This is a genomic window from Achromobacter sp. 2789STDY5608615 (genome assembly GCF_001298995.1).
Lineage (GTDB): Bacteria > Pseudomonadota > Gammaproteobacteria > Burkholderiales > Burkholderiaceae_B > Achromobacter > Achromobacter insuavis.
In genome coordinates, this window is record NZ_CYTY01000016.1 from 80,297 (window position 1) to 104,420 (window position 24,124).

Consider the following 24,124-nt stretch of genomic DNA (forward strand, 5'->3'; position numbering starts at 1 on the left):
CGTTCCGGCCCGGTCCCGGCCGGCGCCTGGCAGGCATTCTTTTCAAGGAGAGGTCATGGCTACACAGAACGGCAGCGACACGCTGCGTGATTTGGTATCGGGAACCGAAAACCTGCTGCGCAGCACCGCCAGCTACGGCGGCGCAGAGATCGAGGCGGCGCGTGATCGCCTCAAGCACCAGCTCGACGCGGCGCGCGCCGAGGCCCGCGTCAGAGGCCGGCACGCATGGCGGCGGGCCAGGGAGGTATCGGCAGCCACCGATGACTATGTGCACGAGCACGCCTGGAAGACCATCGCCAGCGCCGTGCTGGTGGGCGCGCTGGCCGGCATCTGCCTGATGGCGGAGTCCCGCCGCCGCTGATCAACGCGTTGAACCATTCCTTCATTGCAAAACATGCCGCGGGCAACCGCGCAGGAGCGACATCATGGAACACCAATCGAATATCGTCGGCGGTCCGAAAGCCAAGGCGCTCGGACCCGGGCCGGAAGTCATGGCCGCCAATACCCTGGAAGGCAATGACGTCTACAACGCCGCGGGCGAGAGCCTGGGGGACGTCAAGGCCATCATGATCGACGTGCCGCGCGGCCGGGTGGCCTATGCGGTGCTGGCGCGCGGCGGCGTGCTGGGGATGGGGGAAAAGCTGTTCGCCATTCCCTGGAACGCGCTGACGCTGGATACCGACCGCAAGTGCTTCGTGCTCAACGTCGACAAGGAGACGCTCAAGAACGCGCCCGGGTTCGACAAGGACAACTGGCCGAGCATGGCCGACGAGACCTGGGCGCGCGACCTGCACAAGTACTACAACCAGGACGTCTACTGGTAGGCGTCTTCCAGCAGCCGCAGCAGCATGCCGGCCAGCGCTTCGCGCTCGGCCGGCGTGAGGATCGCGCAGGCCTGCTCGTCGATCCGGCGCAGGACGGCGCGGCCCGGCTCCAGCTTGCGATGGGCCGCGGCCGTCAGGGATATCAGGCTGCTGCGGCCGTCGGTGGGTGACGGCTCGCGCCGCACCAGGCCGTCGCGCTCCATGCGGGTGAGCAACTGGGCCATGCTGGGCTGTTCCACGTCGCAGGCCTCGGCCAGTTCCTTCTGCGTCAGCCGGCCGCCGTCCTTGAGCGCGACCAGGACCGGCAACTGCGAGGCGCTGATGCCGATGTCCCGCAGTCCGTCGTCGACCCGGCGCGCCATCAGGCGGGCGTAGCGGTTGATGAGCAGGGTCGGCATTCGCCGGGGCTGCCAGTCGGGGGGAGTCGCCATACGTCCTCTTTTAAGTTGATAGGCGCCTATGTAATATACATAGGCACCTATTAACTTAAGGGAAAGGCCGTCATGCCGCAAGTCCCCACCATCGCCATCATCGGCGCCGGCCCGGCCGGCCTGACCGCCGCCAATATCCTGCAGCGCCACGGCTGGCGCGCCGACGTGTTCGAGGCCGATGCCGCGGTCGACGCGCGCGACCAGGGCGGCTCGCTCGACCTGCATCCCGATGAAGGTCAGCGGGCGTTGGCGCGGGCCGGGCTGCTGGACGCATTCATGGCGATCGCTCGGCACGAAGACCAGGAAACGCGGCTGGTGGATCATGCCACCGGGGCGGTGCTGCGCGAGGAGATTCCGGCGCCGGGCGCCGGCGACCGGCCCGAGATCGATCGCCTGGCGCTGCGCCAGCTGCTGCTGCAACCGCTGGCCGCCGGCACGGTGCGCTGGGGGCAGCGGCTGGACGCGGTCATCGAGCGCCCCGACGGGCGCTTTGGCTTGCGCTGCGCCGGCGGCGAGCAGGGCCCCTACGATCTGGTGATCGGCGCGGACGGCGCCTGGTCGCGGGTGCGCGCGGCGCTCACGCCCGCGCGGCCGGTGTATCGCGGCGTCACGTTCGTGGAGCTGTGGCTGCACGATGTGGACCGCCGCCATCCTGAGGCGGCCGGGCGGGTCGGGCACGGCACGCTGTTCGCGCTGCATGGCGGCGACGGCATCGTGGCGCAGCGCAACGGCAACGCGACCTTGCGCGTCTACGCGGCGTTGCGCACCGGCGACCCGGGCGATGGCCGGGCGGCCCCCGGCATGGCCGACATCGGCAAGGACGCGCTGCTGGCGCGCTTCGCGGGCTGGTCGCCGTCATTGCTGGCGCTGATCGCCGGGGCCGACCGGATCGCGGCGGTGCGGCCCATCGTGTCGCTGCCGGCGGGCACGCGCTGGCCGCATCGCGCGGGGCTGACCGTGATCGGCGACGCGGCGCACGTGATGCCGCCATTGGGGGTGGGCGTGAACCTGGCGATGTTGGACGCGGCGGAGCTGGCCGACGCGCTGGTCAGCGACGACGACTGGCGCGCGGCCCAGCGGCGCGGCGAGGCATCGATGCTGGATCGCGCCGCGGCCATCGCGCCGCACTGCATCGAGGCGCTCGACGAGATGTTCGGCGACCACGGCGCGCGGGCCTTGCGGCAACAGCTGGAGACGCATGCGCGTGATGGCGGAGCGGGTACTCGCGCGGGTTAGGAAGGGCAAAGACCGCCCCGGCCGTCAGCCAGCCGCTTCCCAGCCGCCGCAGCCGGGCCGCACGGCCAGGCGCGCGTCGCCGCGCCGCACCTGCTCGTCGTCGAGCCGCGCGGCGCCGGCCGGATCGGTGTCGAAGGCGACGCCCAGGGCGGCGGCCACGCGCGGATCCTCGATGGGCAGTTCCCAGGTCAGGAACAGTTGCGACAGGTCCGGGCCCGGCGCGAAGTCGCTTTCGCGGAACGCGCTGGCGCCGCGCGGCACCACGCCATGCGGCTGGCAGGTGTCGAACAGCACCGCGGTGCCCCGGGTCAGCGCGATGCGCTGGCCGCTCTGGGCGAAAACCAGGTCCAGGCCCTTGTCCTCGCTCAGGAACAGATTGCAGAAGACCGCGCCGCCATACTGGTCGCCGTCGTGATGGTAGCGAGCGCCGCGGCAGGCCATCAGCGCGATGTCGCTGTCGGCCAGCACGTCGCCCAGTCCGAGCGCGGCGCTCCAGTCGCGCATGGCCCGCACGCAGGCGCTGTATTCGGGCCAGCGCGTCATGGTGCGCGCCAGCGGCATCTGCTCGACGTCGCCGGGTTCGAGTTCGAGCCGGGTGTCGATCTCCCGCGCCCAGTCGGCGACCAGGCGCGCCGGCGGCGCGGGCAGGGCCAGCGTGGCGGTGCGCACGGCGGCGCCGACGCTGCGGCTGCGCAGCGCGTCGCCGCGCCAGAAATACGAAACGAGGGGAGCGGTGGACATGGCCCTATTAGAGCCCAAACCCAGGGCCCAAACCCAGGGCCCAAACCCGTCCCGGTTCAGCCGCCCAGGGCTCCCGCCCACAGCCGCTGCACCCATGAGCGCCGCGCCGGCCGCGCGCGGTTGCCGGTGTAGTCCTTCTGCGACGCCTTGACCACGTCGCCGAATGGCGCGTCGTTGCGGTAGTCGCAGGGGGAATGGCCGGCCGCCAGGGCTTCCTGGTAGTAGCGCTCGAACAGCTCGGCCAGGTCGGCGCGCGCGTGCGTCACCACCTCGCCGTCGAACCAGTGCTGGCGGCCCTCGGCGCGCAGGCGCGGCATCGCGTAGCGGTGCGAGAACTGCGTGCCCATGTCGGAATAGTGCAGAATGCCGATCTCGTCGCGCGCCAGGTTTTCGCCATCGATGCTGTTGTAGCGGGCATCCAGGTGCTGGACCAGCCGCGGCCGTTCGGCGAAGTAATGCTTCATCTCGCGATTGGCGTGGCGCTTGGCGCGCAGGGCTTCGAGCGTGGGCAGATGGGCGCGGGCGCCGGCGCAGTCCCACAGCGCCACGCAGGAGCGCCAGCCGTCGCCGTCGCGGCGGCCGGCGACGATGGCCCCGCCGTCCAGCGGCAGGTCCCAGATCTCGGCCAGGTCGCACAGCACAAGCATGTCGGCGTCCATGTACAGGGCGCGGCCCTGGAAGCCGGCGGCGGCCGGCACGGCCCAGCGGAAGGCCGAGAACGGCGTCGACCATTTCTCGGTGCGCCAGCCGCGGCCGCGCGCCGGATCGCAATACCAGGGGCTGGCGGGGTCGCGCGACAGGCGCATCCAGGTGATCTCGACCGGGCGCGAGGCGTGCTTGCGGGCGCTGTAGTCCAGCACCATCATCTGCTCGAGATCGCAATCGTTGGGGTCGCAACCGACAAAGATCCTGATGGGGTCTTGCATGGTGTCTCCGTCATTGCTGGACAATCGCGGCGCGCCAGTCCTCGGTTTTGGCGAACCTGAATTTTTCCTGAATTGTAGACGGACTTGCCCGCGAGCGGCGTGTTTTCGCCTCAGAACACCTGGATCAGCATGTTGATGCCGGCAATCAGCAACACCAGCAGCACGATGCGATTGAACACTTCGACATTGACGCGGTGGTACAGGCGCCGGCCGAGCCAGGCGCCGATGAGCGTGCCGGGCAGCGCGCGCCAGGCCAGCGACATGACCTCGGCGGTGAGATAGCCCGACACCGCCTGCGACGCCAGCGCCACCGCCAGGATCGACAGGTTGAAGGACTGGAACACCGCGCGCCGCTCGTCCTTGCTCCAGCCCTGCAGTCCGGCCCACAGCGTGGGCAGCGGGCCGGACAGCCCGGCGACGCCGCCCAGCAGGCCGCCGCCCAGGCCCACCAGGCCATCGGCCAGGCGGCTGGCGCGCGGCAGGCGGTAGTGGCCGTTCAGCAGCAGCACGGTGCACAGCGTCATCAGCAGCAGGCCCAGTCCGCCCTGGAACAGCCGCGGCGACACATAGGGCAGGGCGGCGACGCCGGCCGGCACGCCCAGCAGGCCGCCGACGACGAAGGGCGCGGTCCGGCGCAGGTCGATGGCGTGCCAGATCGCGGGCAGCGTTTGCAACTGCGAGACCACCGAACAGAGGATGACCAGCGGCGAGGCCAGCGCGGGCGGCAGCGCCAGCAGCCAGACCGGCAGGGCCGTCAGGCCGGTGCCGAAGCCGGTCAGGCCGGAAACCAGGCCGCCGGCCAGGGCGCCGCCGGTGATGAGGATAGGGTCGTAGGACATGGCAAGCGGTGAGGGAGCGGGCCATATTTGTAGCGCTGACCCGCGCCGCCGCAACCGTCCGCTTTGCCGATGTCCGCCCTACCAGTGCGGCGCGGGGACGGGGCGGCGGGCGCCGATGCCACTAAAATTCCGGCAGACCCGTTCCGCGCATTCCGCCATGACATCCGCCGCCGTCACCTGGCTGGTGCTGGACCGGCCCCAGGGCGATCTCGAAGGGCAGCTGTGCCGGGCCATTCGTGAACGCGTGCTGGCGGGCCGGCTCGGCGCCGGCGAAAAACTGCCGTCGACCCGCGCCCTGGCGCTGGCGCTGCGGATCGCCCGGTCGACCGTGGTGCAGGCCTACGACCGCCTGCGCGCGGAGGGCTATATCGAGACGGCGCGCGGCTCCGGCACCCGGGTCGCGGCGCGGCAGCCGCGGCCGCTGGCGGGGGCGCCCGACGCGCCGGCGCCGTCACCGCCGGCGCCGGCCGCGCGCAGTCTGCCATTCCAGCCCGGCATTCCCGACCTCAAGAGCTTTCCCGCGGCGGCCTGGTCGCGCTGCGTGGCCGGCCGCATCAAGTCGCTGCGCGTGCATGACCTGGGCTACGGGCCGGTGGCCGGCCTGCCGGCCCTGCGCGCCGCGATCCTGGCGCACGTCGGCGCCGCGCGCGGCGTGGTGGCGCAGGTCGAGCAGGTGGCGATCCTGCCGTCGACGGCGGCCGCGATCGAACTGCTGGCCCGCGTGGTGCTGACGCCCGAGGCGCCGGTCGCGTGGATCGAGGACCCCGGCTACCCGAAGGCGCGGGCCCTGCTGCAGCGGGCCGGGGCGCGGCTGGCGCCGGTGCCTTGCGACGACGCCGGCATCGACCCGGCGCGCGCCGCCGACGGGCCGCCGCGCCTGATCTACGTGACCCCGTCGCACCAGTGCCCCACCGGCGCCACCATGACGCTGCCGCGGCGCCTGGCGCTGCTGGAAGCGGCGCAACGCCACGACGCCTTCATCATCGAGGACGATTACGACAGCGAATTCCGCTACGCGACGCGGCCGATCGCCGCGCTGCAGGGCATCGACAGCGGCCAGCGCGTGGCCTACCTCGGCACGTTCTCCAAGACCCTGGCGCCAGGGCTGCGGGTGGCCTACGCCATCCTGCCGCCGGCGCTGGTGGCGCCGTGCCTGGCCGAGATGGCGCTGCGGCAGGGCGAGGTCTCGATCCACATCCAGGCTGGCCTGGCCGACTTCCTGGACGACGGCCATTTCCGCGGCCACATCCGCCGCATGCGCGGCGTCTACGCCGAGCGCATGGACAACCTGGTGGGCGCGCTGAGGCGGCATTGCGGGCGCTGGCTGCGGGTGGCGGACGGGGCGGGCGGCTTGAAACTGGCGGTGCGGTTCCGCAACCCGGCCATCGACGACCGCGAGGTGGTGCGGGCGCTGGCGCGGGCCGGCTACGGCGCCCGGACCTATTCGGAGTTCTGCCTGGCCGCGCCGGAGCCGGGGCTGGTGTTCGGCATCGGCCAGGCCACGCCGGCGCGCGCCGACGCGCTGGCGCTGTGCCTGGCGGCAATCCTGCGCGGCGCGACGGCGGGCGCGCGCTGAGCGGGCGCGTTGCACGCTGCGGACGCTTGCCGTTGCCAGGCCGCCGGCGGGGCGCAAACGGAATACAGTGCGCAACAGACCTCGCCGCGTCCTTGCGGCGGGAGAACACCACAAAGGGAGACAGCATGGATACGGCAGGTCAGACGGGCGCCAGCGTGCGCGAACGGGTCGGCGAGACGGAATGGCAGGTGCGCAAGGACCTGGCGGCGCTCTACCGGCTGGTGGCGTTGTTCGGTTGGGACGACCTGATCTTCACGCACATCACCGCCAAGGTGCCGGGCACCGAGCATTTCCTCATCAACCCCTACGGCATGATGTTCGACGAGATCACGGCCTCCAGCCTGGTCAAGATCGACCTGCACGGCCGCAAGGTGATGGACTCGGAATACGACATCAATCCGGCCGGCTTCACCATCCACAGCTGTGTCCACGCGGCCCGCAAGGACGCCATGTGCGTGCTGCACACGCACTCCATCAACGGCGTGGCGGTGTCGGCGCAGAAGGAAGGCCTGCTGCCGCTGTCGCAGTTCGCGTTCATCGTGCTGCGTTCGCTCAGCTATCACGACTACGAGGGCTTGGCGCTCAATCCCGAAGAGCAGCCGCGGCTGGTGCGCGACCTCGGCAGCAACAACTACCTGATCCTGCGCAATCACGGCCTGTTGACGGTGGGGCAGAGCATGGCCGAGGCGTTCCAGGCCATGCACCGGCTGGAAGCGGCCTGCATGGTGCAGGTGCGGGCGCAGGCGGGCGGCGAACTGACGTTCATTCCGCCCGAGGTGCTGGCGCGCGCGGCGGTGGAATCCCCGGCCGACCGGGCGCACAAGGCTTCGCTGGCCTGGCCGGGCCTGCTGCGCCGGCTGGACCGGCGCAATCCGGGCTACGCCGACTGACGACCCCAGCGGCCGGGCGCGTCCCGCCAGTGCGGCGGGGCGGGCGCGGCCAGGGTGGCCAGGCCCGCGCCTTACTTCTTCCCGGGCTGCGGTTCCAGGAACTCGGCGCAGTCCGGCACCGGCGTGGCCGGCTGGTAGACCGAGCCGTCTTCCTTCCATTTGTAGGTCACCGTGTAGCTGCACTGCTTGTCGGCCTGCGGTTGCAGTTGCGCGGCCGTCGGCGCGGGCCGCTTGCCCGGATCGGCGTAGCGGCTGGCGTCGGCCGGGCTGCGCGTGGCCTGGGTGGTGACCTGCAGGTCCGGGTACGGCTGCTTGCTGGGCAGGGCCTTCACCGTGGCGTCATAGCGGTAATAGTCCATGCAGTTGCCTTCGCGGCGTTTCTCGTCGGCCTCGTTGGCGCAGGCGCGGATGCCTGCCTTGGCAGTGTAGGGCAGCAGGTGCACCAGGGCCGCGGACTTGTCGCCCAGGTCGACCATGAACAGGTACAGGTCGCGGCGCGAGAAGCTGCCGCCGGGGAACTGGATCTCTTCCTTGTAGTCCGGCTCGTTGGGGCCGATCACGCCCACCAGCGCGCGTTCCTCGCTCAGGCGAATGAGGTGCGGCCAGACCGTGAAGCGCGTGAAGTTCGGGATGTCGGGCAGGTCCCAGAAGCGGTAGTCGGCGCGCAGGGTGCGGCTGGTGGCGAACGGGCCGTTGTCTTCGAAGCCGCCGTCCACCTTGATCCCCACGCACCAGTCCGTCTGCGCGTTGCAGTACAGCTGGTTCTGCGGGTTGAGCGTCAAGGTCTCGACATCGGGCTGCGCCGCGCTGGCGGCGGCGGGCAGGACGGCGCAGAGCAGCAGCGCAAGGGCTTTATTCATCGTGGTTCCTCGTGGATCGGGAAAAGCGCCGGCGCATTGTGGCCCGATTTTTCCCGCCACGCGTCACCAATTGTATGAAGCGGTGCAAAAATCTCCCGCCCTTGGCGCGGGTCAGCGTGGCCCCTGGTCGCGGTGCCGCAGGATCAGGTCGTGCAGGGCCTGGGCCGCGGGCGACAGGTGCGCGCCCTTGCGGCTGATGAGCGAAAAGGTGCGGCCCACCACCGGCGTGTGCAGCGACACCACCCGCAGCCCCGGATACGAGCCGGCCTGCCACGCCAGCCGCGGCACCACGGCGATGCCGGCGCCGGCGGCCACCAGCCCGACGGCGGTCGAGCTGCGCTGCACTTCATAGAAGGCCGTCAGCCGCGGCGCCAGTTCGGCCAGCGCGTGATCGAGCAGCGGCCGGTTGTTGCTGCTGGCGCCGGGAAAGATCAGCCGGTGACCCTCCAGCTTTTCCCAGGGCAGCGTGCGGCGGCGCGCCAGCGGATGGTCCTCGCGGCAGATCAGCACGAAGTCGTCCTGCAGCAGCGGGATGCTCTGCAGCGTGGGGGCGTGGGTCTCGGCGATGTTGATGCCGAACTCGGCCTCGCGCGTGAGCACCGCCTGGGCCACCGCGCCGGAAGAATGGTCCAGCACCTTGACGCGGTTCTGCGGATGCTCGGCGCTGTAGCGCTGCAGGATGTGCGGCAGGTAGTGCACGCCGATGGTCGGCACACAGGCCAGCGTCACGTCGCCGCGCTGGGCCTTGCCGGTTTCCCGGATCTCGGTGAGCGCCGCGGCCAGGTCGGCCAGCAGCCGCCGCGCCTGCGGCAGGAAGCTGTCGCCCGGCGGCGTCAGCGCGACCGAGCGGGTGGTGCGTTCCACCAGCCGCACGCCCAGGAACGATTCCAGGTTCTGCAGCCGCCGGCTCAACGCGGTCTGGGTGATGCTGAGCTCGCCGGCGGCGCGGCGAAAGCTCTTGTGATCCGCGATCGCCACGAAGGCCTGCACGCCGAGCACGTCGATTTTCATGAGAAAAACGCATCAATTGACTAATTAATATCATTTTACGGTCGGCGGGGCGGCGCTCACAATGCCCGCATCCTGGCAGGAGACAAACCATGAACATCACCATTCTCGACGACTATTTCGACACGCTGCGGGGCTTGCCCTGTTTCCGCAAACTCGACGGCCATGCCGTCACGGTCTGGAACGACCACGTGCAGGACGTGGACGCGCTGGCCGAACGCCTGCGCGACACCGAGGCGCTGGTGCTGATCCGCGAACGCACCCAGATCCGCGCGCCGCTGATCGCGCGCCTGCCCAAGCTGCGGCTGATCAGCCAGCGCAGCGTCTATCCGCACATCGACGTCGACGCCTGCACCGCGCACGGCGTCATCCTGTCGTCGAACCAGCACGCCGGCACGCCGTCGTACGCGGCGGCGGAGCTGACCTGGGGCCTGGTGCTGGCCGGCATGCGGCGCATTCCGCAGGCGGTGCAACTGCTCAAGCAGGGCACCTGGCAGACCGGCATGGGCCGCACGCTGCGCGGCCGCACGCTCGGCATCTACGGCTATGGCCGCATCGGCGCCGAAGTGGCGCGCTACGGCGCCGCCTTTGGCATGAAGGTGCTGGTGTGGGCGCGCGAGGCCTCGCGCCAGAGGGCCCGCGACGACGGCTGGGACGTGGCGCCGGACAAGCAGGCGTTCTTCGAGACCTGCGACGTGCTGTCGCTGCACATGCGGCTGGTGCCGGACACGCGCGGCATCGTCACGGCGCAGGACCTGGCGCGCATGAAGCCGTCGGCATTGCTGGTGAACACCAGCCGCGCCGGCCTGATCGAGCCCGGCGCGCTGGCGCAGGCGCTGGCCGCCGGCCGGCCGGGCGCGGCGGCGGTGGACGTGTTCGAGTCGGAACCGATGACCGATCCGCAACATCCGCTGCTGCAACTGCCCAACGCGATCTGCACGCCGCACATCGGCTACGTCACCGAAGACGAATACGAGACCCAGTTCTCCGACGTCTTCGATCAGATCGTCGCCTACGCCGCCGGCAAGCCGATCCACGTGATCAATCCCGCGGTCCTGGCCTGACAGGCGTTTCGCGGGCGCCGCGGCCGGTTCGCCGAGCGCCTTCGGCGGACCGTCGCTCCTGGCATCACGCGCGCCCTCGGCGGCCGGCCGCGCCCGGCATCACGCGCGCCGCAGGCGGCCCGTCAGCACGATGGCCGCGGCCGGCGCGATGGCGAACACGCCGAACAGCACCAGCGCCGCGCTCCTGGCGCCGTCAATGCCGCCCGGCTGGGTCAGGCCGCCGGCATTGGCGACCACGCCGGCCAGCGCCGCGGTCAGGGCGGTGGCGTACAACTGCACCGTGGTGATCGACGACGACGCCAGCGTTTCCTCGCCCGGCGCGGCGGCCGAGAACACCCGCGTCAGCAGGTGCGGCCAGCCCAGGCCGATGCCGAAGCCCACCGCCGTCAGCGCGATGCCGTGCAGCACCGTGCCCAGCGCGGCCGGCTGCCAGGCGATGACCGGCATGGTGGCCGCCAGCGCCGCCAGCGCGGCCAGCACCACGATGGGACTGGCCCGGATCAGGCGCCAGGCCCGGGCCGGCTCGCGGCCGGCGCTGTAGATCGAGGCCAGCGTCCAGCCGCCCGCCATCAGCGCGGTCATGTAGCCCGCGGCCAGCGGCGTCATCGCGTGCGCCACCTGCAGGAAGTAGGGCACGAAGATCTCGGTGGTCAGGGCCGCCACCAGCAGGCTCATGACGGCGTACAGCAGGCCCAGCTGCGTGCCGAGCGTATAGGCGCCGGTCGGCAGCAGCTTGGCGCGGGCGCGGGTGTCGATGCGCGCGATGGCGGCGGCGATGGCGATGCCCGCGACGATGCCGGCGGCGTTCCAGGCCAGGCTCTGCGACAGGCCGGCGGCCGAGATCGCCAGCACCGACAGCACCAGCAGCGTGATGGTCAGCCAGGGCACCGGGCCTGACGCCGCCTCGCCCGCGGTCCTGCCGCGGAACTGGCTGGCCACGATCAGCGCCAGCAGCAAGGCCACCGGCACCAGCACCCAGAACGCCGGCCGCCAGTGGCCGCTCTGCGCGAACACGCCGCCGATGGCCGGGCCGCCCAGGGTCGCCACGCCCCACATGCCGGAGACCAGCGCCATCGCCCGCGGCCACAGCCGCGCATCGAACACCACGCGGATCAAGGCATAGCTCAGCGCGAACAGCACGCCGCCGCCCAGACCCTGCACCGTGCGGCCCAGCAGCAGGGCCGGCATCGACGGCGCCAGCGCGCAGCCGATCGCGCCGGCCGAGAACACCGCCAGCGCCAGCAGGTACGCCAGGCGCGGGCCGAGGCGGTCGATGAGCTTGGCCGACAGCGCCGAGCCGACGATCGAGGCGGCCACGAACAGCGTGGTGTTCCAGGCGTAATAGGCCAGCCCGCCGATCTCGCGGATGATGGTGGGCAGGATGGTGGTGACGATGTAGATGTTGATGGCGTGCAGCGCGACGCCGCCGGCCAGCGCAATGGAGCGCAGCCCGTTCCTGCCGCGCAGCAGGTCGGCCCAGGAAACGGGGGCGGTGGCGGCGCCGGACGGCGGGGGGCTCGATGACATGGGGTCTCCTCTTTGTAAATTATCAATCCAACAAATGATGGAATGATAGGAAGATGATAAGGTCGCGTCAATGAAGACCCTGCCGCCGTCCCCGCCAATGACCGATGCCGCCGCCGATTCCCTCGATGACCTGGCCGATGCCGCCAAGACGCTCGGCCATCCGCATCGCCTGGCTCTATTGCAGGCCGTACTGCAGCGCGAAAGCACGGTCGAGCAGCTGGCCCTGGGGTCTGGGCTGTCGATCACCAATGCCTCGCAGCACCTGCAGCAGCTCAAGCGCGCCGGCTTCATCCAGTCGCGCCGCGACGGCAAGCACGTGCTGTACCGCGGCGGCGCCGGACCGGTGTCGGAAGTGCTGTCGGCGCTGCAGGACTACCTGTCGCACCAGCGCCAGGAAATGCGGCGCGTGGCCGCCGACAGCGTCAACCGCCCCGAGCAGCTCGAAGCGGTCTCGATCGAACAACTGGTCGCCAAGCTCGACGAAGGCGCGCTGCTGCTGGACGTGCGCTCGCGCGAGGACTACGCCGCCGGCCACATTCCGGGCGCGGTCAACATCCCGACCGAGGAGCTGGAGCCGCACCTGGCGCAGCTGCCGCGCGACCAGAACATCGTGGCCTATTGCGGCGGCCGCTACTGCGTGCTGTCGATGCGCGCCGTGGCGCTGCTGCGCGCCCGCGGTTTCCAGGCGCAGCGGCTGGGCGACGGCTTCCCCGCCTGGAAGGCGGCCGGCCTGCGGGTCGAGGCGCGCCGCCACTGATCACAACCAAGCAGGAGACACGCATGGATATCGGATTCATCGGCCTGGGCGTCATGGGCACGCCGATGGCGCTCAACCTGGCCCGCGCCGGCACGCCGCTGGTGGTCTGGAGCCGCTCCGGCGGCTATGACGCGCTGCGCGCCGCGGGCGCGCGCGTGGCCGACAGCGCCGGCCAGGTCTACGCGCAATGCCGCACCGTCATCCTGATGCTGGCCAATGACGCGGCCATCGACACGGTGCTGGCGCGCGGCGCGGACGACTTCGAGACGCGCGTGCGCGACCACGTGATCGTCAACATGGGCACCACCTCGGCCGACTATTCGCGCCAGCTGGGCGCCGACATCGAGGCGGCCGGCGGCCGCTACGTCGAGGCGCCGGTGTCGGGATCGCGCAAGCCGGCCGAAGCCGGGCAACTGGTGGTGATGCTGGCCGGCCATGACGACGACGTCGCCGCGGTGCGCGAACTGGTGCGGCCGCTGTGCCGCGACAGTTTCGTCTGTGGCGCGGTGCCGTCGGCGCTGGCCATGAAGCTGTCGGTCAACCTGTTCCTCATCACCATGGTCACGGGCCTGACCGAGTCGGTGCATTTCGCTGAGCGCCAGGGCATTGACCTGGCGCTGTTCGCCGAGGTGCTGAACGCCGGGCCGATGGCCAGCGACGTGTCGCGCGTCAAGCTGGGCAAGCTGGTGACGCAGGACTTTTCCGTGCAGGCGGCGATCACCGACGTCCTCAAGAACAGCCGCCTGGTGGCCGAGGCCGCGCGCAGCGCCGGCATCGCTTCGCCGCTGCTGGACGCCAGCCACGCGCTGTACGGCGAGACCGAGGCCCAGGGCCTGGGCGCGTCCGACATGGTGGCGGTGATCCGCGCCATCGAGCGGCGCACCGACGCCGGCTGACGGCTGCCAACCTCTCTTCTTTTTTCCGTAGCACCATGATCACCCTGAGAACCTCCACTCCCGCCGACGGCGAACGCGTCGTCGACATCTGGCGCCGCGCCGTCGATGCCACCCACGACTTCCTGTCGCCGCAGGACCGCCATGACATCGAGGCCGAGGTGGTGGGCTTCCTGCCCGCCGCCACGCTCGATCTGGCCGTGGATGCGAACGATCGCGCGCTGGCGTTCATGCTGCTCGACGGCAGCCACATGGAAGCGCTGTTCGTCGACCCCGCCGCGCGTGGCACGGGCGTCGGGCGCGCGCTGGTCGAGGACGCGCTGCGGCGCCATCCCGGCCTGAGCACCGACGTCAACGAGCAGAACGCGCAGGCGATCGGTTTCTATGAACGGTTGGGCTTCGAGTGCACCGGGCGTTCCGAGCGTGATGGCCAGGGGCGGGCCTATCCGCTGATCCATCTGCGTCATCGCGGCGACGCGTCGGCATGAGCCCGATCTTCAAGTCCGAGCGCCACGCCGAAGCCGTGCGCCAGGCCTATGCCGCCGCGCTGGCCCATTGGCCGGCCGATGTGCGGCGGGTGACGGTGCCGACGCCGGCCGGCGACACCCATGTGCTGGTGTGCGGCCGCGAGGACGCGCCGCCGCTGGTGCTGCTGCATGGCGCGCAGAGCACGGCGGCCAGCTGGCAGCGGCAGGCCGCGGCCTGGGCGCCGCATTTCCGCATTTACGCGATCGACCTGATCGGCGAGGCCGGCCCGAGCGCGCCGGCGCGGCTGCCGCTGGCGAGCGATGCGCACGCGGCCTGGCTGGAGGCGGTGCTCGACGGCCTGGGCGTGGCGCGCGCGGCGTGCTTCGGCATTTCGCTGGGCGCATGGCTGGCGCTGGACTTCGCCGTGCGGCGGCCGGCGCGGGTCGAGCGGCTGGCGCTGTTGTGTCCGTCCGGCATCGGCCGCCAGAAGAACATCCTGCCGTGGGTCCTGCCGTTGCTGCTGCTGGGGCCCGCGGGCCGCGCGCTGGTGCGCCGCCGCATCATCGGGCCGCTGCCGGCCGATCCGGCGCCCGCCGACCGCGCCCAGTTCGCGTTGATGCAGGCCATCGACCGCGGCTTCCGGTCGCGCTTCGGCGCCATTCCGGTCTTCGGCGACGAGGCGCTGCGCCAGCTGGCGCAGCCGCTGTTCGTGGCGGTGGGCGGGCGTGACGTGATGCTCGATTCGCAACATACCCGCGAGCGGTTGCGCCGCCTGGCGCCGCGCGCGCAGGTGACGCTGTTGCCGCGCGAACGCCATTTCATCCGCGGGCAGAACGACGCGGTGCTGGCGTTCCTGCGGGCGGCCTAGGGGGTCTGTTCACAGGCGCCTCGCACAGTCCGGCAATCGGGCGCCAGGCGAGGTCGCGCAGCAATGGGGGCGCGATTGCGCCGTCAGCGTGGCGCGCCCGAGGCCTCGGGTTGCAGCGCCGGCGGTTCGAAGGCGCGCACCGCCGGCGCGTCGCCTTGCCAGCGTTCCACCTGCACCAGCGCCGATAGCGCGCTCGGGCCCTGCGCCAGCCGCGACGTGCCCACGTCCACCGTCAGCACGTTGGGATTGCCATGGCGTTCCAGCGCGCCGTCCTGCGGATCGAACCAGGCGCCGGTGGGCATCACCACCACGCCGCGCAGCAGGTCGGCGCTGAGTTGCGCGCCGCCGAGGCAGGCGCCGCGATCATTGAAAAGGCGCACCACATCCCCCTGCGCGATGCCGCGCTCGGCGGCGTCGTCGGGATGCAGCAGCACCGCTTCGCGGCCGGCGACCTTGTTGGCGCGGGTGGCCGGCGCCGGGTCCAGCTGCGAGTGCAGCCGGTCGGCGGGCTGGCAGGTGACCAGGTGCAGCGGCCAGCGCGCGGCGCGCTCGGCGCCCAGCCATTCCACCGGCGGCAGCCAGGCCGGATGCGGCGGACAGTCGTCGTAGCCGAATTCGGCGATGGCGGCGCTGTGCAGTTCGAGCCGGCCGGAACGGGTCTTGAGCGGATGCGCGGCGGGGTCTTCACGGAACTGCTCGAACAGCACGAAGTCGCGCGCCGGCGGCGGCAGCGCGACGTGGCCGCGTTCCCAGAATTCGTCGAAGGCGGGCAGCGTCAGTTGCGCCGCTTCCCAGGCCGGCCGCATCTGTTCGTAGATGTGGCGGATCCAGGTCATCTCGTCGCGGCCCTCGGTGTAGGCCTGCTCGAAGCCGCCGCGCGCGGCCAGTTCGCGGTAGATGTCGAAGTCGTTGCGGCTGCGGCCCACCGGCGCCACCGCCTGCCGCATCGCCAGCAGGTAGCGGTCGCGCGATGAGCCGCCGATGTCGTTGCGTTCCAGCGTGGTGGTGGCGGGCAGCACGATGTCGGCGCGGCGCGCGGTCGGCGTCCACCACGGCTCGTGCACGATGATGGTCTCGGGCCGCGCCCAGGCCCGCATCAGCCGGTTCAGGTCCTGGTGGTGATGGAACGGATTGCCGCCGGCCCAGTAGACCAGGCGGATGTCCGGATAGATGCCGGTCCTGCCGTTGAATTCGTACGGCTCGCCCGGCCGCAGCAGCATGTCGGTCAGGCGCGCCACGGGGATTGAGGTGCCGGCCGGATTGCGGCCGGCGCGCATCTCCGGCGCGGGCAGGTCGGGGCGCGGATTGCCGGCGCCATTCATCGAGCCATGGCCGAAGGCGAAGCCGCCGCCGGGCAGGCCGATCTGGCCGAGCAGGGCGGCCAGCGCGACGCTGCCCCAGTAGGGCTGCTCGCCGCGATGGCCGCGCTGCAGCGACCACGAGCACGACAGCAGCGTGCGGGCGCCGGCCGCGTCCCGCGCCAGCGCGCGGATGGTATCGGCCGGCACGCCGCAGATGCGCTCGGCCCAGGCCGCGTCCTTGGGCTGGCCGTCGGCGCGGCCCAGCAGGTAGTCGGCGTACTGCTCGAAGCCGTTGCAGCAGCGCGCCAGGAAGTCGCGGTCGTGGCGGTTCTCGGCCAGCAGCGTGTGCGCCATGCCCAGCATCATCGCGGCATCGGTGTTGGGACGGATGGGGATCCATTCGGCGGCCAGCGCCGCCGGCGCGTCGGCGCGCGTGGGGCTGACCACCACCGCGCGCATGCCGGCCTGGCGCGCCCGCGCCAGCCAGCCGGGGGCGCTGTGGTCGCCCGCGCCGCCCGAGGCGATCTGGGTGTTGCGCAGCGGGATGCCGCCGAACGCGATCAGCAGCCGGGTGTGCCCGACCACGCTGTTCCAGTCGGTGATGCGGCCGGTCACGGGGGCATAGGTGCCGATGATGTGCGGCAGCAGGAATTGCGCCGCGCCCCAGCTGTAGTTGCCCGACTGGTCGACGCAGCCGCCGCCGGCATACAGGAAACGGTGCGTCAGCGTGCGCGCGTGGTGCAGCCGTCCGGCGGACGACCAGCCATATGAACCGCCGAAGATGGCCGTCGGGCCATGCTGCGCGCGCACCCGTTGCAGCTCATCGTGCACCAGCGCCAGCGCGGTGTCCCAGTCGACCTCGACATAACCGTCGACGCCGCGCAGTTCGGGCGCGCCGCGGTGCCTGAGCCAGCTGGCGCGCACGCTGGGGCGGGCGATGCGCAGCGGCGAATGCACCATGTCGGGCATCGTGTGGATAAGCGGGGACGGAGCCTGGTCGTGAGCGAACGGCTCGCAGCCGATGACGCGGCCGTCACGCACCAGCGCGGTGTACGCGCCCCAGTGAGACAGGGACGGATAACGGGAGATCGCTTCGGACATGCGGGTGGCGCCGTGAAAAGCGTATTGTTGTGGAAATCTTCATAACTTAACGGCATTGCCTTAGAAATTCTTTGTCTTTCAGGCCCTGCGAAAGTGTGGAAAATAGAAAAATTTTCGGGGCCGCTCTTCCTATACTGCGAAAGCAGCAAGGGGAATGGTCAGGTGCAGGCGCCAACGACCGCGCGCCAGCCTGGCTTTTTTTGATTGAGCAGTCCTTCCGCATGTGGAGCAGGTCATGAGCAAAATGAAAATCCAGGGGTCCTTCGTCGCCATCGTCACGCCGTTCAATCGTGACGGCAGCGTCGATTTCAGCGCCTTCCGCAGTCTGTTGAAGTTCCAGGAAGACAACGGCACCGCCGCGGTGCTGATCATGGGATCCACGGGTGAGGTCTCGCTGCTGTCGCCCGAAGAGCGCCGCCAGGTGATCGTCGAGACGGCCAAGATGAAGACCGGCAAGATGAAGCTGTTCTACGGCTGCACCGGCAACAACACCGACAGCACCATCGACTACCTGAAGTTCGCGCGCGCCAACGGCGCCGACGGCGCGATCCTGGCCGCGCCCGCCTACATCTGCGCGTCCGAGGCCGACACCGAAGCCTATTTCCTCGAAGTGGCCGACGCCACCGACCTGCCCCTGGGCATCTACAACAACCCGCCGCGGGTCAAGAGCGACCTGCACTGGGACCAGCTGCTGCGCATCTTCAAGCACCCCAACTACGTGGTGCACAAGGAATCGACCACCCGCGTCGGCCAGGTGGCGCAGGTGCTGCGCGGCCGTCCCGATGTGTCGGTGATGTGCTGCGACTCGCCCAACCTCGGCCTGGTGGTGCCCACCATGAGCCTGGGCGGCCACGGCACCGCCAACATGACCGGCAACATCGCGCCCGCAGAGATGGCCGACATCTCGCGTCCGTGGGACACGCCGGACGTGTCGGTCAGCTTCCGCGAAGGCTACCTGGGCCTGCTGCCGATGCTGCATTACTCGTACTCGGCCATCAACCCGGTCGCCATCAAGTCGCTGATGAAGGCGGTGGGCCTGCCGGTCGGCGATCTGCGCCGGCCGCTGCGCGGCCTGGAGGGCGATGCCCTGGCCAAGGGCCTGCGCATCGTGCGCGAGCTGGGGCTGGACGCCAAGTACGGCTTCAGCTCCGCCCAGCTCAAGGCGGCCTGATTCCCCTGTTCCGGCGGCAATAGCCGCCGGATGCATGTTGACGATCCACGACATGGCGGCCGCGAGCGTCGCGGCCGGTGGCGTGGTCGGCCCCTGCGCGTCCGGAATGGACGCGCCATCGCCAAGAGAGATTCATCATGTTCCGTTCGCCGTCCCGTCCCGCGCCGTTCACCCGGCTGTTCTCCGCCGCGCTGGCGGCCATGGGCATTACCTGCGGCGCCGCCGCGCTGGCCGCCGACGCGGCCTATCCGCAGCGCCCGATCACGCTGGTGGTGCCGCATCCGCCGGGCGGCTCGGTCGACGGCGTGGCGCGCCTGTATGCCGAACAGCTGGGCAAGGAGCTGGGCCAGTCGATCGTGGTGGAAAACCGCGCCGGCGCGTCGGGCATGATCGGCGCGGCCTACGTCGCGCGGGCCGCGCCGGACGGCTACACGCTGTACCTGAACGCGTCGATCCACGCCATCAATCCGCTGCTGTACAAGAAGACCATCAAGTTCGACTCGGTCAAGGACTTCACGCCGATCAGCGAGCTGGCGCAGGGCGCGCTGATCTTCAGCGTCTATCCCAAGGTGCCGGCCGACAATGTGGGCGACCTGGTCAAGCTGCTCAAGGCCGAGCCGCAGAAGTACTCCTTCGCCACTTCGGGCTTCGGCTCGGCCGGGCACCTGGCCGCGGCCTCGTTCCTGCATGACAACGGCCTGGACCAGATCCCCATCGTGCTCTATCGCGGCGGCGGCCCGGCGCTGTCCGACCTGGTCGGCGGCCAGGTGCAGGGCCTGATCGACCCGATGCTGTCGTCGCTGCCGATGGTGCGCGCCGGCAAGCTCAAGGCGCTGGCCGTGACCGGCGCCGCGCGCAGTCCGCTGCTGCCCGACCTGGCGACCATGAAGGAGCAGGGCCAGAAGAACTTCGAGTTCTATTCCTGGTATGGCGTGTGGGGCCCGGCCAAGCTGCCCGAGCCGGTGCTGCGCAAGCTGGAAGCGGCCTCGGCCAAGGTGATGGCCAATCCCAAGATCGTCGAGCAGCTCAATAGCCTGGGCTTCGAACCGTCGGTCAAGAATTCGGCGGCCTTCGCCAAGTTCATCGACGCCGAGATGAAGCGCTACCAGGTCATCATCGACCAGGCCAACATCCGCATCACGGAATAGCGCGACAGGGCGTTTGTTTTATCCGGGTATTATTGACTGGCAATATTTACCCGGATAAAATAATCCGCATTGACGCGTCGGAATCCCGGCGCGCGTTCCTTGTGGACGAGCCCTGGACATGACAGACCGACAGACCCTCAAACGGCAGTACCTCGAGACCAAGACCCTGGCCGGCGTCTACGCGATCCGCAACCGGATCAGCGGCCGCGCGCTGGTGGCCGGCAGCGCCAATGCCGACGGCGCGCTCAACCGGCACCGCTTCGAATTGCGCCAGGGCACGCATCGCAACGCGCTGCTGCGCCGCGATTGGCGCGAGCATGGCGAGGCCAGCTTCACCTTCGACGTGCTGGACCGGGTCAAGCCGCGCGCCGACCCGGCCTTCGACGCCGCGCGCGAGCTGGAGGACCTGGTGGCGTTGTGGCGCCAGGACATCCCCTGCCAGGGCGAGGCGGGTTACGAACCGGCGGGAGCCACGCCATGACGCCGGACGCGATCGAGGCCTGCCTGGCGTGGCATGGCGGCTATGTCGGCCTGCGGTTCCAGCTCGATGACGTGCTGGCCACGCATCACGGCATCGACCTGGACGACTTCGCGCTGCTGCATCGGCTGGCCGATGCGCGCGGCGAACCGGTGTCGCTGGCGACGCTGGCCGCCGCCCTGGGCGCGTCGCGTTCGGCGCTGCTGCGGCGCCTGCGGCCGCTGGAGAAAACCGGGCTGGTGGGCGGCGCTGGCGCCGCCGCCGGCTATCGCGTCGCGTTACGGCCCGCCGGCTTGCGCCTGTTGCGGGTGGCGGGCGAGAACGTCGCCGATCGCTGGACCCGCGCGGCCGCGCAGTCCGCGCCGCTCACGGCGCCGACGGGGCTGCCAGGGGCCGGCGCGGCTTGAGCGTCGCGGCCAGCGCCACCAGCAGCAACAGGCCGGCGGCCACCACATAAGGCATCCACGGACGCACGCCGTACAGCAGCGTGCACACCAGCGGCGCCACCACCATCGCCATGCCCTGCACCGCGATCACCGAGCCGGCGGCGATGCCTTGCTCGTCGGCGCTGACGGCGTTGGCGGCCAGGGTCTGGATCGACGGGAACACCAGCCCCATGCCCGCGGCCATGATGGCGTAGCACGCCACCAGGCCGGCGGCGCCGCCCAGCACCGGCACCAGCAGGAAGCCGATGCCGGACAAGAGCGCGCCGCCCGCCAGGCAGCGCGCCGCGTTCATGCGGCGGGCCTTGGCCAGCCCGACCTGCACCAGGATCAGCATGACGCCGACGGTGGTCATGGCCCACGCCGCCGTCCGCGCCGCGGGGCCGGGCGCCTGGCGCAGCGCGTCCATGGCGTAGAAGCCGACGATCATCTGCGCCGTGATGACGGCGCCCATGGCCAGCAGCATGGCGACCAGCGGCAGGCGCAGCCGCGGGTCGCTCAGCTTCAGCGGCGGCGTGGCGCGCGGCTCGTGCGCGGCGTCGGACGGCAGCTTCGCGGCCAGCCACAGCGTGCCCAGCAGCGGCAGCGCGGCGGCGAGGTAGAGCGGCAGGGTCAGGCTGTCCTTGACCAGCAGACCGCCGATGGCGGGTCCCAGCACCATGCCCAGGCCGTTGGCCGCGCCCAGCTTGGCCATCATCGCGCCGCGCTGTGCCGGCGCGGTGACGTCGGCGATGCGGGCGGCGCTGACGGTGGGCATGGCGGCGTAGAAGGCGCCGATCAGCGCGCGCAGCGCCATCAGCGCCAGCAGCGCCAGCCACACCGGCGGCGGCTCGCGCAGCATCAGGTCCAGGCCCACGGCCAGCAACAGATAGCTGACGATATAGCCGGCGGCGGCGCGCAGCAGCACGCGGCGGCGGCCGATGCGGTCGCTGCGGCGGCCCCAGTAGCGCGCCATCAGCATCCACAGCACGCCGGCCACGGTGACCACCAGGCCGCCATGCCATTCGGCCAGGCGCAGGCCGCGCACGACCGGGCCGATCACCGGCATGAAAGCCATGATTGCCGTCAGGCACAGGGTGTTGAAGACGAACAGCGCGGTGGTTTCGCTGCGCGCGCGGAGCGGGTCTGAAGAGGCGAGCATGTAGGGCTTGATGCGGATGAAAATTGTTATCATCCAGGCCTGGCGGCGGTCGCGCTAGCGAATCCGCGCCGGAAATTGCGGAATAGGAACAAAATGGCCTCTCAGCCCCGCCTTGCCCCGGACCGCGGCGCGCCGCTCACCGCGCAGGACCTGCTGCGCCTGCTGCCGCCGGACTGGCTCGAGATCCGCACCCAGCACGAGCTGCCGGGCGGCATCTCGATCGGCTGCCTCGACGGCCGGCCCGAGTCCGACTGGGCGGCCAGCGGCGCGGCCGAGTCCTGCGTCGGCGTGGCGATCGTGCTCGAAGGGCAGTTCGGCCTGGGCTTCGACGGCGGCGCGGCCCTGAGCATCCAGCCGGGCAGCGTCATCGTGCACGGCACCGCCGAACCGGTGCCTGGCTGGGACGATTTCAAGGGCCGGCGCAACATCCGCGCGGTCGACATCCGGTTTTCCAGCGAGGCCGTGCGCGCCTTGTGGCGGCGCACCCTGCAGCAGGTGCCGTCCAGCGCCTTCGCGGCCGATGGCAGCGTGCCGGCGCGCGATGCGCAGCTGGCGCTGCTGCCGCTGTGGCCGGGCCTGGCGCGCGTGGCCAGCGAGATCCTGGCCTGGAACCAGGATCGCGGCGAGATCGCCGCGCTGTATCTGCAGGGCAAGGCCCAGGAGGCCCTGGCGCTGACGCTGTCGCACCTGGCCGGCCGCGGCGCCGCCGACCTGCCGCCGCCGGCCGACCGCAGGCGGCTGGCCGAAGCGCACCGCCGCATCCAGCGCGACTACGCCGATTGCGGCGGCGTGCGGCAACTGGCGCAGGCCGTGGGCCTGAGCGAAAAGCGGCTGCAGGCCGGCTTCATGTCGCTCTACGGGCAATCGGTGCATGGCTGCCTGCTGCAGACCCGGATGGACGCCGCCGCGCGCCTGTTGCGGCGCGGCTGCTCGGTCACCGAGACCGCCTACCGCATCGGCTTTTCCAGCCTCAGTCATTTCATCAAGGCCTTCAAGGCGCATCGCGGCGCCACGCCCACGGCCTGGCTGCGCGGCGCCGCGCAGTAGCCGCGCGTCTGGGGGGTAGCGGCAATACCGGTATCGCGGCTGGCCTTGCTGCGGGGGACGAGGCTGGCAACAATCCCGGTTCCACGACTCCACGCCAGACAGCGCCAAGGCCTTCCCCCATGACTTCGTCCACTTCCCCGGAACGCGCCGACAGCGCCGCGCCGGCCGAGAACATCCATTGGCGCCGCAACCTGGCCGTCTGTTTCGCCGGCTCGTTCAGCACCATCGTGGCGATGACGCTGCTGCTGCCGTTCCTGCCGCTGTACGTGGAAGAGCTGGGCGTGCAGGGCCATGCGGCCATCGTGCAGTGGTCGGGCGTGGCCTACGGCGCCACCTTCTTCGCCGCGGCGCTGGTCGCGCCGCTGTGGGGCCGGCTGGGCGACCGCTATGGCCGCAAGCTGATGCTGGTGCGCGCCTCGTTCGGCATGGCGATCTGTATGTCGCTGACCGGCATGGTGCAGAGCGTGTGGCAGCTGGTGCTGCTGCGGCTGCTGGTGGGCCTGGCCGGCGGCTACGCGTCGGGCTCGACCATCCTGGTGGCGATGCAGGCGCCCAAGGCGCGTTCCGGCTGGGCGCTGGGCGTGCTGTCGGCCGGCATCATGGCGGGCAACCTGGTGGGCCCGCTGATCGGCGGCGCGCTGCCGCCGCTGATCGGCATCCGCGCCACCTTCCTGCTGGCGGGCGGCGTGATCTTCCTGGCGTTCCTGGCCACCGTGTTCCTCATCAAGGAAATGCCGCGCCCGCCCAAGTCGGCTACGCAGGACGGCAAGCGCCGCGGCGGCTGGGCGCAGATCCCCGACAAGCGGCCGGTGGCCGCGATGCTGGCGACCGGCATGCTGCTGATGTTCGCCACCATGTCGATCGAGCCGATCATCACGGTCTACGTGGGCCAGCTGGTGGAGGATCCGGCGCGCGTCACGCTGGTGTCGGGCGTGGTCATGTCGGCGGCGGCGCTGGGCGCGATCCTGTCGGCCTCGCGGCTGGGCCGGCTGGCCGACCGCGTCGGCCACTGGACCGTGATCGTCGGCGCGCTGGCCGTGGCCGCGCTGTTGCTGATCCCGCAGGCCTTCGTCACCGCCGGCTGGCAACTGGTGGCGCTGCGTTTCCTGATGGGCCTGGCGCTGGGCGGGCTGTTGCCGTGCGTCACCAGCGTCATCCGCCACAACGTGCCCGATGGCGTCGGCGGCAATGTGCTGGGCATGTCGATCTCGGCGCAGTACGTCGGCCAGGTGGCCGGCCCCTTGCTGGGCGGCTTCATCGGCGGCCATTTCGGCATGCCGGCGGTGTTCCTGGGAACCGCGGTGCTGCTGGCGCTGGGCGCCGCCGCCAACGGCGTGCTGCGGGCGCGCCACCAGCGCAGGCTGGCCGAGGCGTAGCGGGCGCGCC

The 24,124-nt window shown here is 70.9% G+C and carries 25 protein-coding genes; 16 read left to right on the plus strand and 9 right to left on the minus strand.

Annotated elements, in window-relative coordinates:
- The first annotated feature begins 55 nt into the window (after positions 1-55).
- Complete coding sequence (locus tag AOZ49_RS15845; protein ID WP_054476427.1) at positions 56-361, plus strand: ElaB/YgaM/YqjD family protein; 306 nt, start codon at positions 56-58, stop codon at positions 359-361.
- A 64-nt stretch (positions 362-425) separates the two neighbouring features.
- Positions 426-824 (plus strand): PRC-barrel domain-containing protein, encoded by a 399-nt coding sequence (locus AOZ49_RS15850; RefSeq protein ID WP_054428774.1) that lies wholly within the window; start codon positions 426-428, stop codon positions 822-824.
- Here AOZ49_RS15850 and AOZ49_RS15855 read toward each other — a convergent pair.
- Entirely contained in the window at positions 815-1,222 is a 408-nt protein-coding gene (locus AOZ49_RS15855; RefSeq protein WP_054490878.1) for a MarR family winged helix-turn-helix transcriptional regulator, read from the minus strand. The two genes, AOZ49_RS15850 and AOZ49_RS15855, sit on opposite strands and share 10 nt — an antisense overlap.
- Before the next feature lie 105 nt (positions 1,223-1,327).
- Here AOZ49_RS15855 and AOZ49_RS15860 point away from each other — a divergent pair, with 105 nt between their 5' ends.
- Entirely contained in the window at positions 1,328-2,491 is a 1,164-nt protein-coding gene (locus AOZ49_RS15860; protein WP_054428772.1) for an FAD-dependent oxidoreductase, read from the plus strand.
- Positions 2,492-2,515: 24 nt separating this feature from the next.
- Here AOZ49_RS15860 and AOZ49_RS15865 read toward each other — a convergent pair whose 3' ends face one another.
- From AOZ49_RS15865 to AOZ49_RS15875, 3 genes are all read right to left on the minus strand, one after another.
- Complete coding sequence (locus tag AOZ49_RS15865) at positions 2,516-3,232, minus strand: hypothetical protein (RefSeq protein ID WP_054476429.1); 717 nt, start codon at positions 3,230-3,232, stop codon at positions 2,516-2,518.
- Between the two features lie 56 nt (positions 3,233-3,288).
- On the minus strand, positions 3,289-4,158 hold the full coding sequence (locus tag AOZ49_RS15870; protein WP_054476431.1) for a glycosyltransferase family protein: 870 nt from the start codon (positions 4,156-4,158) through the stop codon (positions 3,289-3,291).
- A gap of 110 nt (positions 4,159-4,268) precedes the next feature.
- Entirely contained in the window at positions 4,269-4,997 is a 729-nt protein-coding gene (locus AOZ49_RS15875; RefSeq protein ID WP_054476433.1) for a sulfite exporter TauE/SafE family protein, read from the minus strand.
- A gap of 157 nt (positions 4,998-5,154) precedes the next feature.
- Between AOZ49_RS15875 and AOZ49_RS15880 the strand changes: the two genes are divergently transcribed.
- Both AOZ49_RS15880 and AOZ49_RS15885 read left to right on the plus strand, forming a co-directional pair.
- Entirely contained in the window at positions 5,155-6,573 is a 1,419-nt protein-coding gene (locus AOZ49_RS15880) for a MocR-like pyridoxine biosynthesis transcription factor PdxR (protein WP_054476435.1), read from the plus strand.
- 125 nt (positions 6,574-6,698) lie between these two features.
- Positions 6,699-7,463: a class II aldolase/adducin family protein gene (locus AOZ49_RS15885; RefSeq protein ID WP_054476437.1), complete on the plus strand. Its 765-nt coding sequence runs from the start codon at positions 6,699-6,701 to the stop codon at positions 7,461-7,463.
- Between the two features lie 71 nt (positions 7,464-7,534).
- Here AOZ49_RS15885 and AOZ49_RS15890 read toward each other — a convergent pair whose 3' ends face one another.
- Positions 7,535-8,323 carry a hypothetical protein gene (locus tag AOZ49_RS15890; RefSeq protein WP_054476441.1) on the minus strand — a complete coding sequence of 263 codons (789 nt, stop codon included), beginning with the start codon at positions 8,321-8,323 and terminating at the stop codon, positions 7,535-7,537.
- A 111-nt stretch (positions 8,324-8,434) separates the two neighbouring features.
- Positions 8,435-9,334: a LysR family transcriptional regulator gene (locus AOZ49_RS15895; RefSeq protein WP_054428765.1), complete on the minus strand. Its 900-nt coding sequence runs from the start codon at positions 9,332-9,334 to the stop codon at positions 8,435-8,437.
- Positions 9,335-9,423: 89 nt separating this feature from the next.
- Between AOZ49_RS15895 and AOZ49_RS15900 the strand changes: the two genes are divergently transcribed.
- Positions 9,424-10,395 carry a D-2-hydroxyacid dehydrogenase family protein gene (locus AOZ49_RS15900; protein WP_054428764.1) on the plus strand — a complete coding sequence of 324 codons (972 nt, stop codon included), beginning with the start codon at positions 9,424-9,426 and terminating at the stop codon, positions 10,393-10,395.
- A gap of 99 nt (positions 10,396-10,494) precedes the next feature.
- On the opposite strand, the gene AOZ49_RS15905 is transcribed toward AOZ49_RS15900, so the two are convergent.
- Complete coding sequence (locus AOZ49_RS15905; protein WP_054476443.1) at positions 10,495-11,922, minus strand: MFS transporter; 1,428 nt, start codon at positions 11,920-11,922, stop codon at positions 10,495-10,497.
- A 97-nt stretch (positions 11,923-12,019) separates the two neighbouring features.
- Between AOZ49_RS15905 and AOZ49_RS15910 the strand changes: the two genes are divergently transcribed.
- From AOZ49_RS15910 to AOZ49_RS15925, 4 genes are read left to right on the plus strand one after another with little or no spacing between them, the layout of a single operon-like run.
- Positions 12,020-12,679, plus strand: a complete 660-nt coding sequence (locus tag AOZ49_RS15910; protein WP_054429245.1) for an ArsR/SmtB family transcription factor — start codon at positions 12,020-12,022, stop codon at positions 12,677-12,679.
- Between the two features lie 23 nt (positions 12,680-12,702).
- The gene (locus AOZ49_RS15915) at positions 12,703-13,575 is read left to right on the plus strand and encodes an NAD(P)-dependent oxidoreductase (RefSeq protein ID WP_054476445.1); all 873 of its coding nucleotides are present in this window, start codon (positions 12,703-12,705) and stop codon (positions 13,573-13,575) included.
- 35 nt (positions 13,576-13,610) lie between these two features.
- Entirely contained in the window at positions 13,611-14,060 is a 450-nt protein-coding gene (locus AOZ49_RS15920) for an acetyltransferase (protein ID WP_054476446.1), read from the plus strand.
- The gene (locus AOZ49_RS15925; RefSeq protein ID WP_054476448.1) at positions 14,057-14,908 is read left to right on the plus strand and encodes an alpha/beta fold hydrolase; all 852 of its coding nucleotides are present in this window, start codon (positions 14,057-14,059) and stop codon (positions 14,906-14,908) included. The genes AOZ49_RS15920 and AOZ49_RS15925 overlap by 4 nt, the downstream gene beginning before the upstream one ends.
- Positions 14,909-14,991: 83 nt before the next feature.
- Here AOZ49_RS15925 and AOZ49_RS15930 read toward each other — a convergent pair whose 3' ends face one another.
- A complete protein-coding gene (locus tag AOZ49_RS15930; protein ID WP_054476450.1) occupies positions 14,992-17,310 on the minus strand; it encodes a molybdopterin-dependent oxidoreductase in 2,319 nt (772 codons plus the stop codon).
- A 235-nt stretch (positions 17,311-17,545) separates the two neighbouring features.
- Between AOZ49_RS15930 and AOZ49_RS15935 the strand changes: the two genes are divergently transcribed.
- The 4 genes from AOZ49_RS15935 (at position 17,546) to AOZ49_RS15950 (ending at position 20,514) form a co-directional block, all read left to right on the plus strand.
- Entirely contained in the window at positions 17,546-18,481 is a 936-nt protein-coding gene (locus AOZ49_RS15935) for a 4-hydroxy-tetrahydrodipicolinate synthase family protein (protein WP_054428758.1), read from the plus strand.
- A gap of 137 nt (positions 18,482-18,618) precedes the next feature.
- Complete coding sequence (locus AOZ49_RS15940) at positions 18,619-19,629, plus strand: Bug family tripartite tricarboxylate transporter substrate binding protein (protein ID WP_054476452.1); 1,011 nt, start codon at positions 18,619-18,621, stop codon at positions 19,627-19,629.
- Between the two features lie 118 nt (positions 19,630-19,747).
- Positions 19,748-20,110, plus strand: a complete 363-nt coding sequence (locus AOZ49_RS15945) for a GIY-YIG nuclease family protein (protein ID WP_054428756.1) — start codon at positions 19,748-19,750, stop codon at positions 20,108-20,110.
- Entirely contained in the window at positions 20,107-20,514 is a 408-nt protein-coding gene (locus tag AOZ49_RS15950) for a helix-turn-helix domain-containing protein (protein ID WP_054476454.1), read from the plus strand. Before AOZ49_RS15945 ends, AOZ49_RS15950 begins: the two co-directional genes overlap by 4 nt.
- Here AOZ49_RS15950 and AOZ49_RS15955 read toward each other — a convergent pair.
- Positions 20,474-21,691, minus strand: coding sequence for an MFS transporter (locus tag AOZ49_RS15955; RefSeq protein WP_054476519.1), 1,218 nt, complete (start codon positions 21,689-21,691; stop codon positions 20,474-20,476). The two genes, AOZ49_RS15950 and AOZ49_RS15955, sit on opposite strands and share 41 nt — an antisense overlap.
- A gap of 93 nt (positions 21,692-21,784) precedes the next feature.
- Here AOZ49_RS15955 and AOZ49_RS15960 point away from each other — a divergent pair, with 93 nt between their 5' ends.
- Entirely contained in the window at positions 21,785-22,738 is a 954-nt protein-coding gene (locus AOZ49_RS15960) for a helix-turn-helix transcriptional regulator (protein ID WP_054428754.1), read from the plus strand.
- A 119-nt stretch (positions 22,739-22,857) separates the two neighbouring features.
- Positions 22,858-24,114 carry an MFS transporter gene (locus AOZ49_RS15965; protein WP_054476457.1) on the plus strand — a complete coding sequence of 419 codons (1,257 nt, stop codon included), beginning with the start codon at positions 22,858-22,860 and terminating at the stop codon, positions 24,112-24,114.
- The last annotated feature ends 10 nt before the right edge of the window (positions 24,115-24,124 follow it).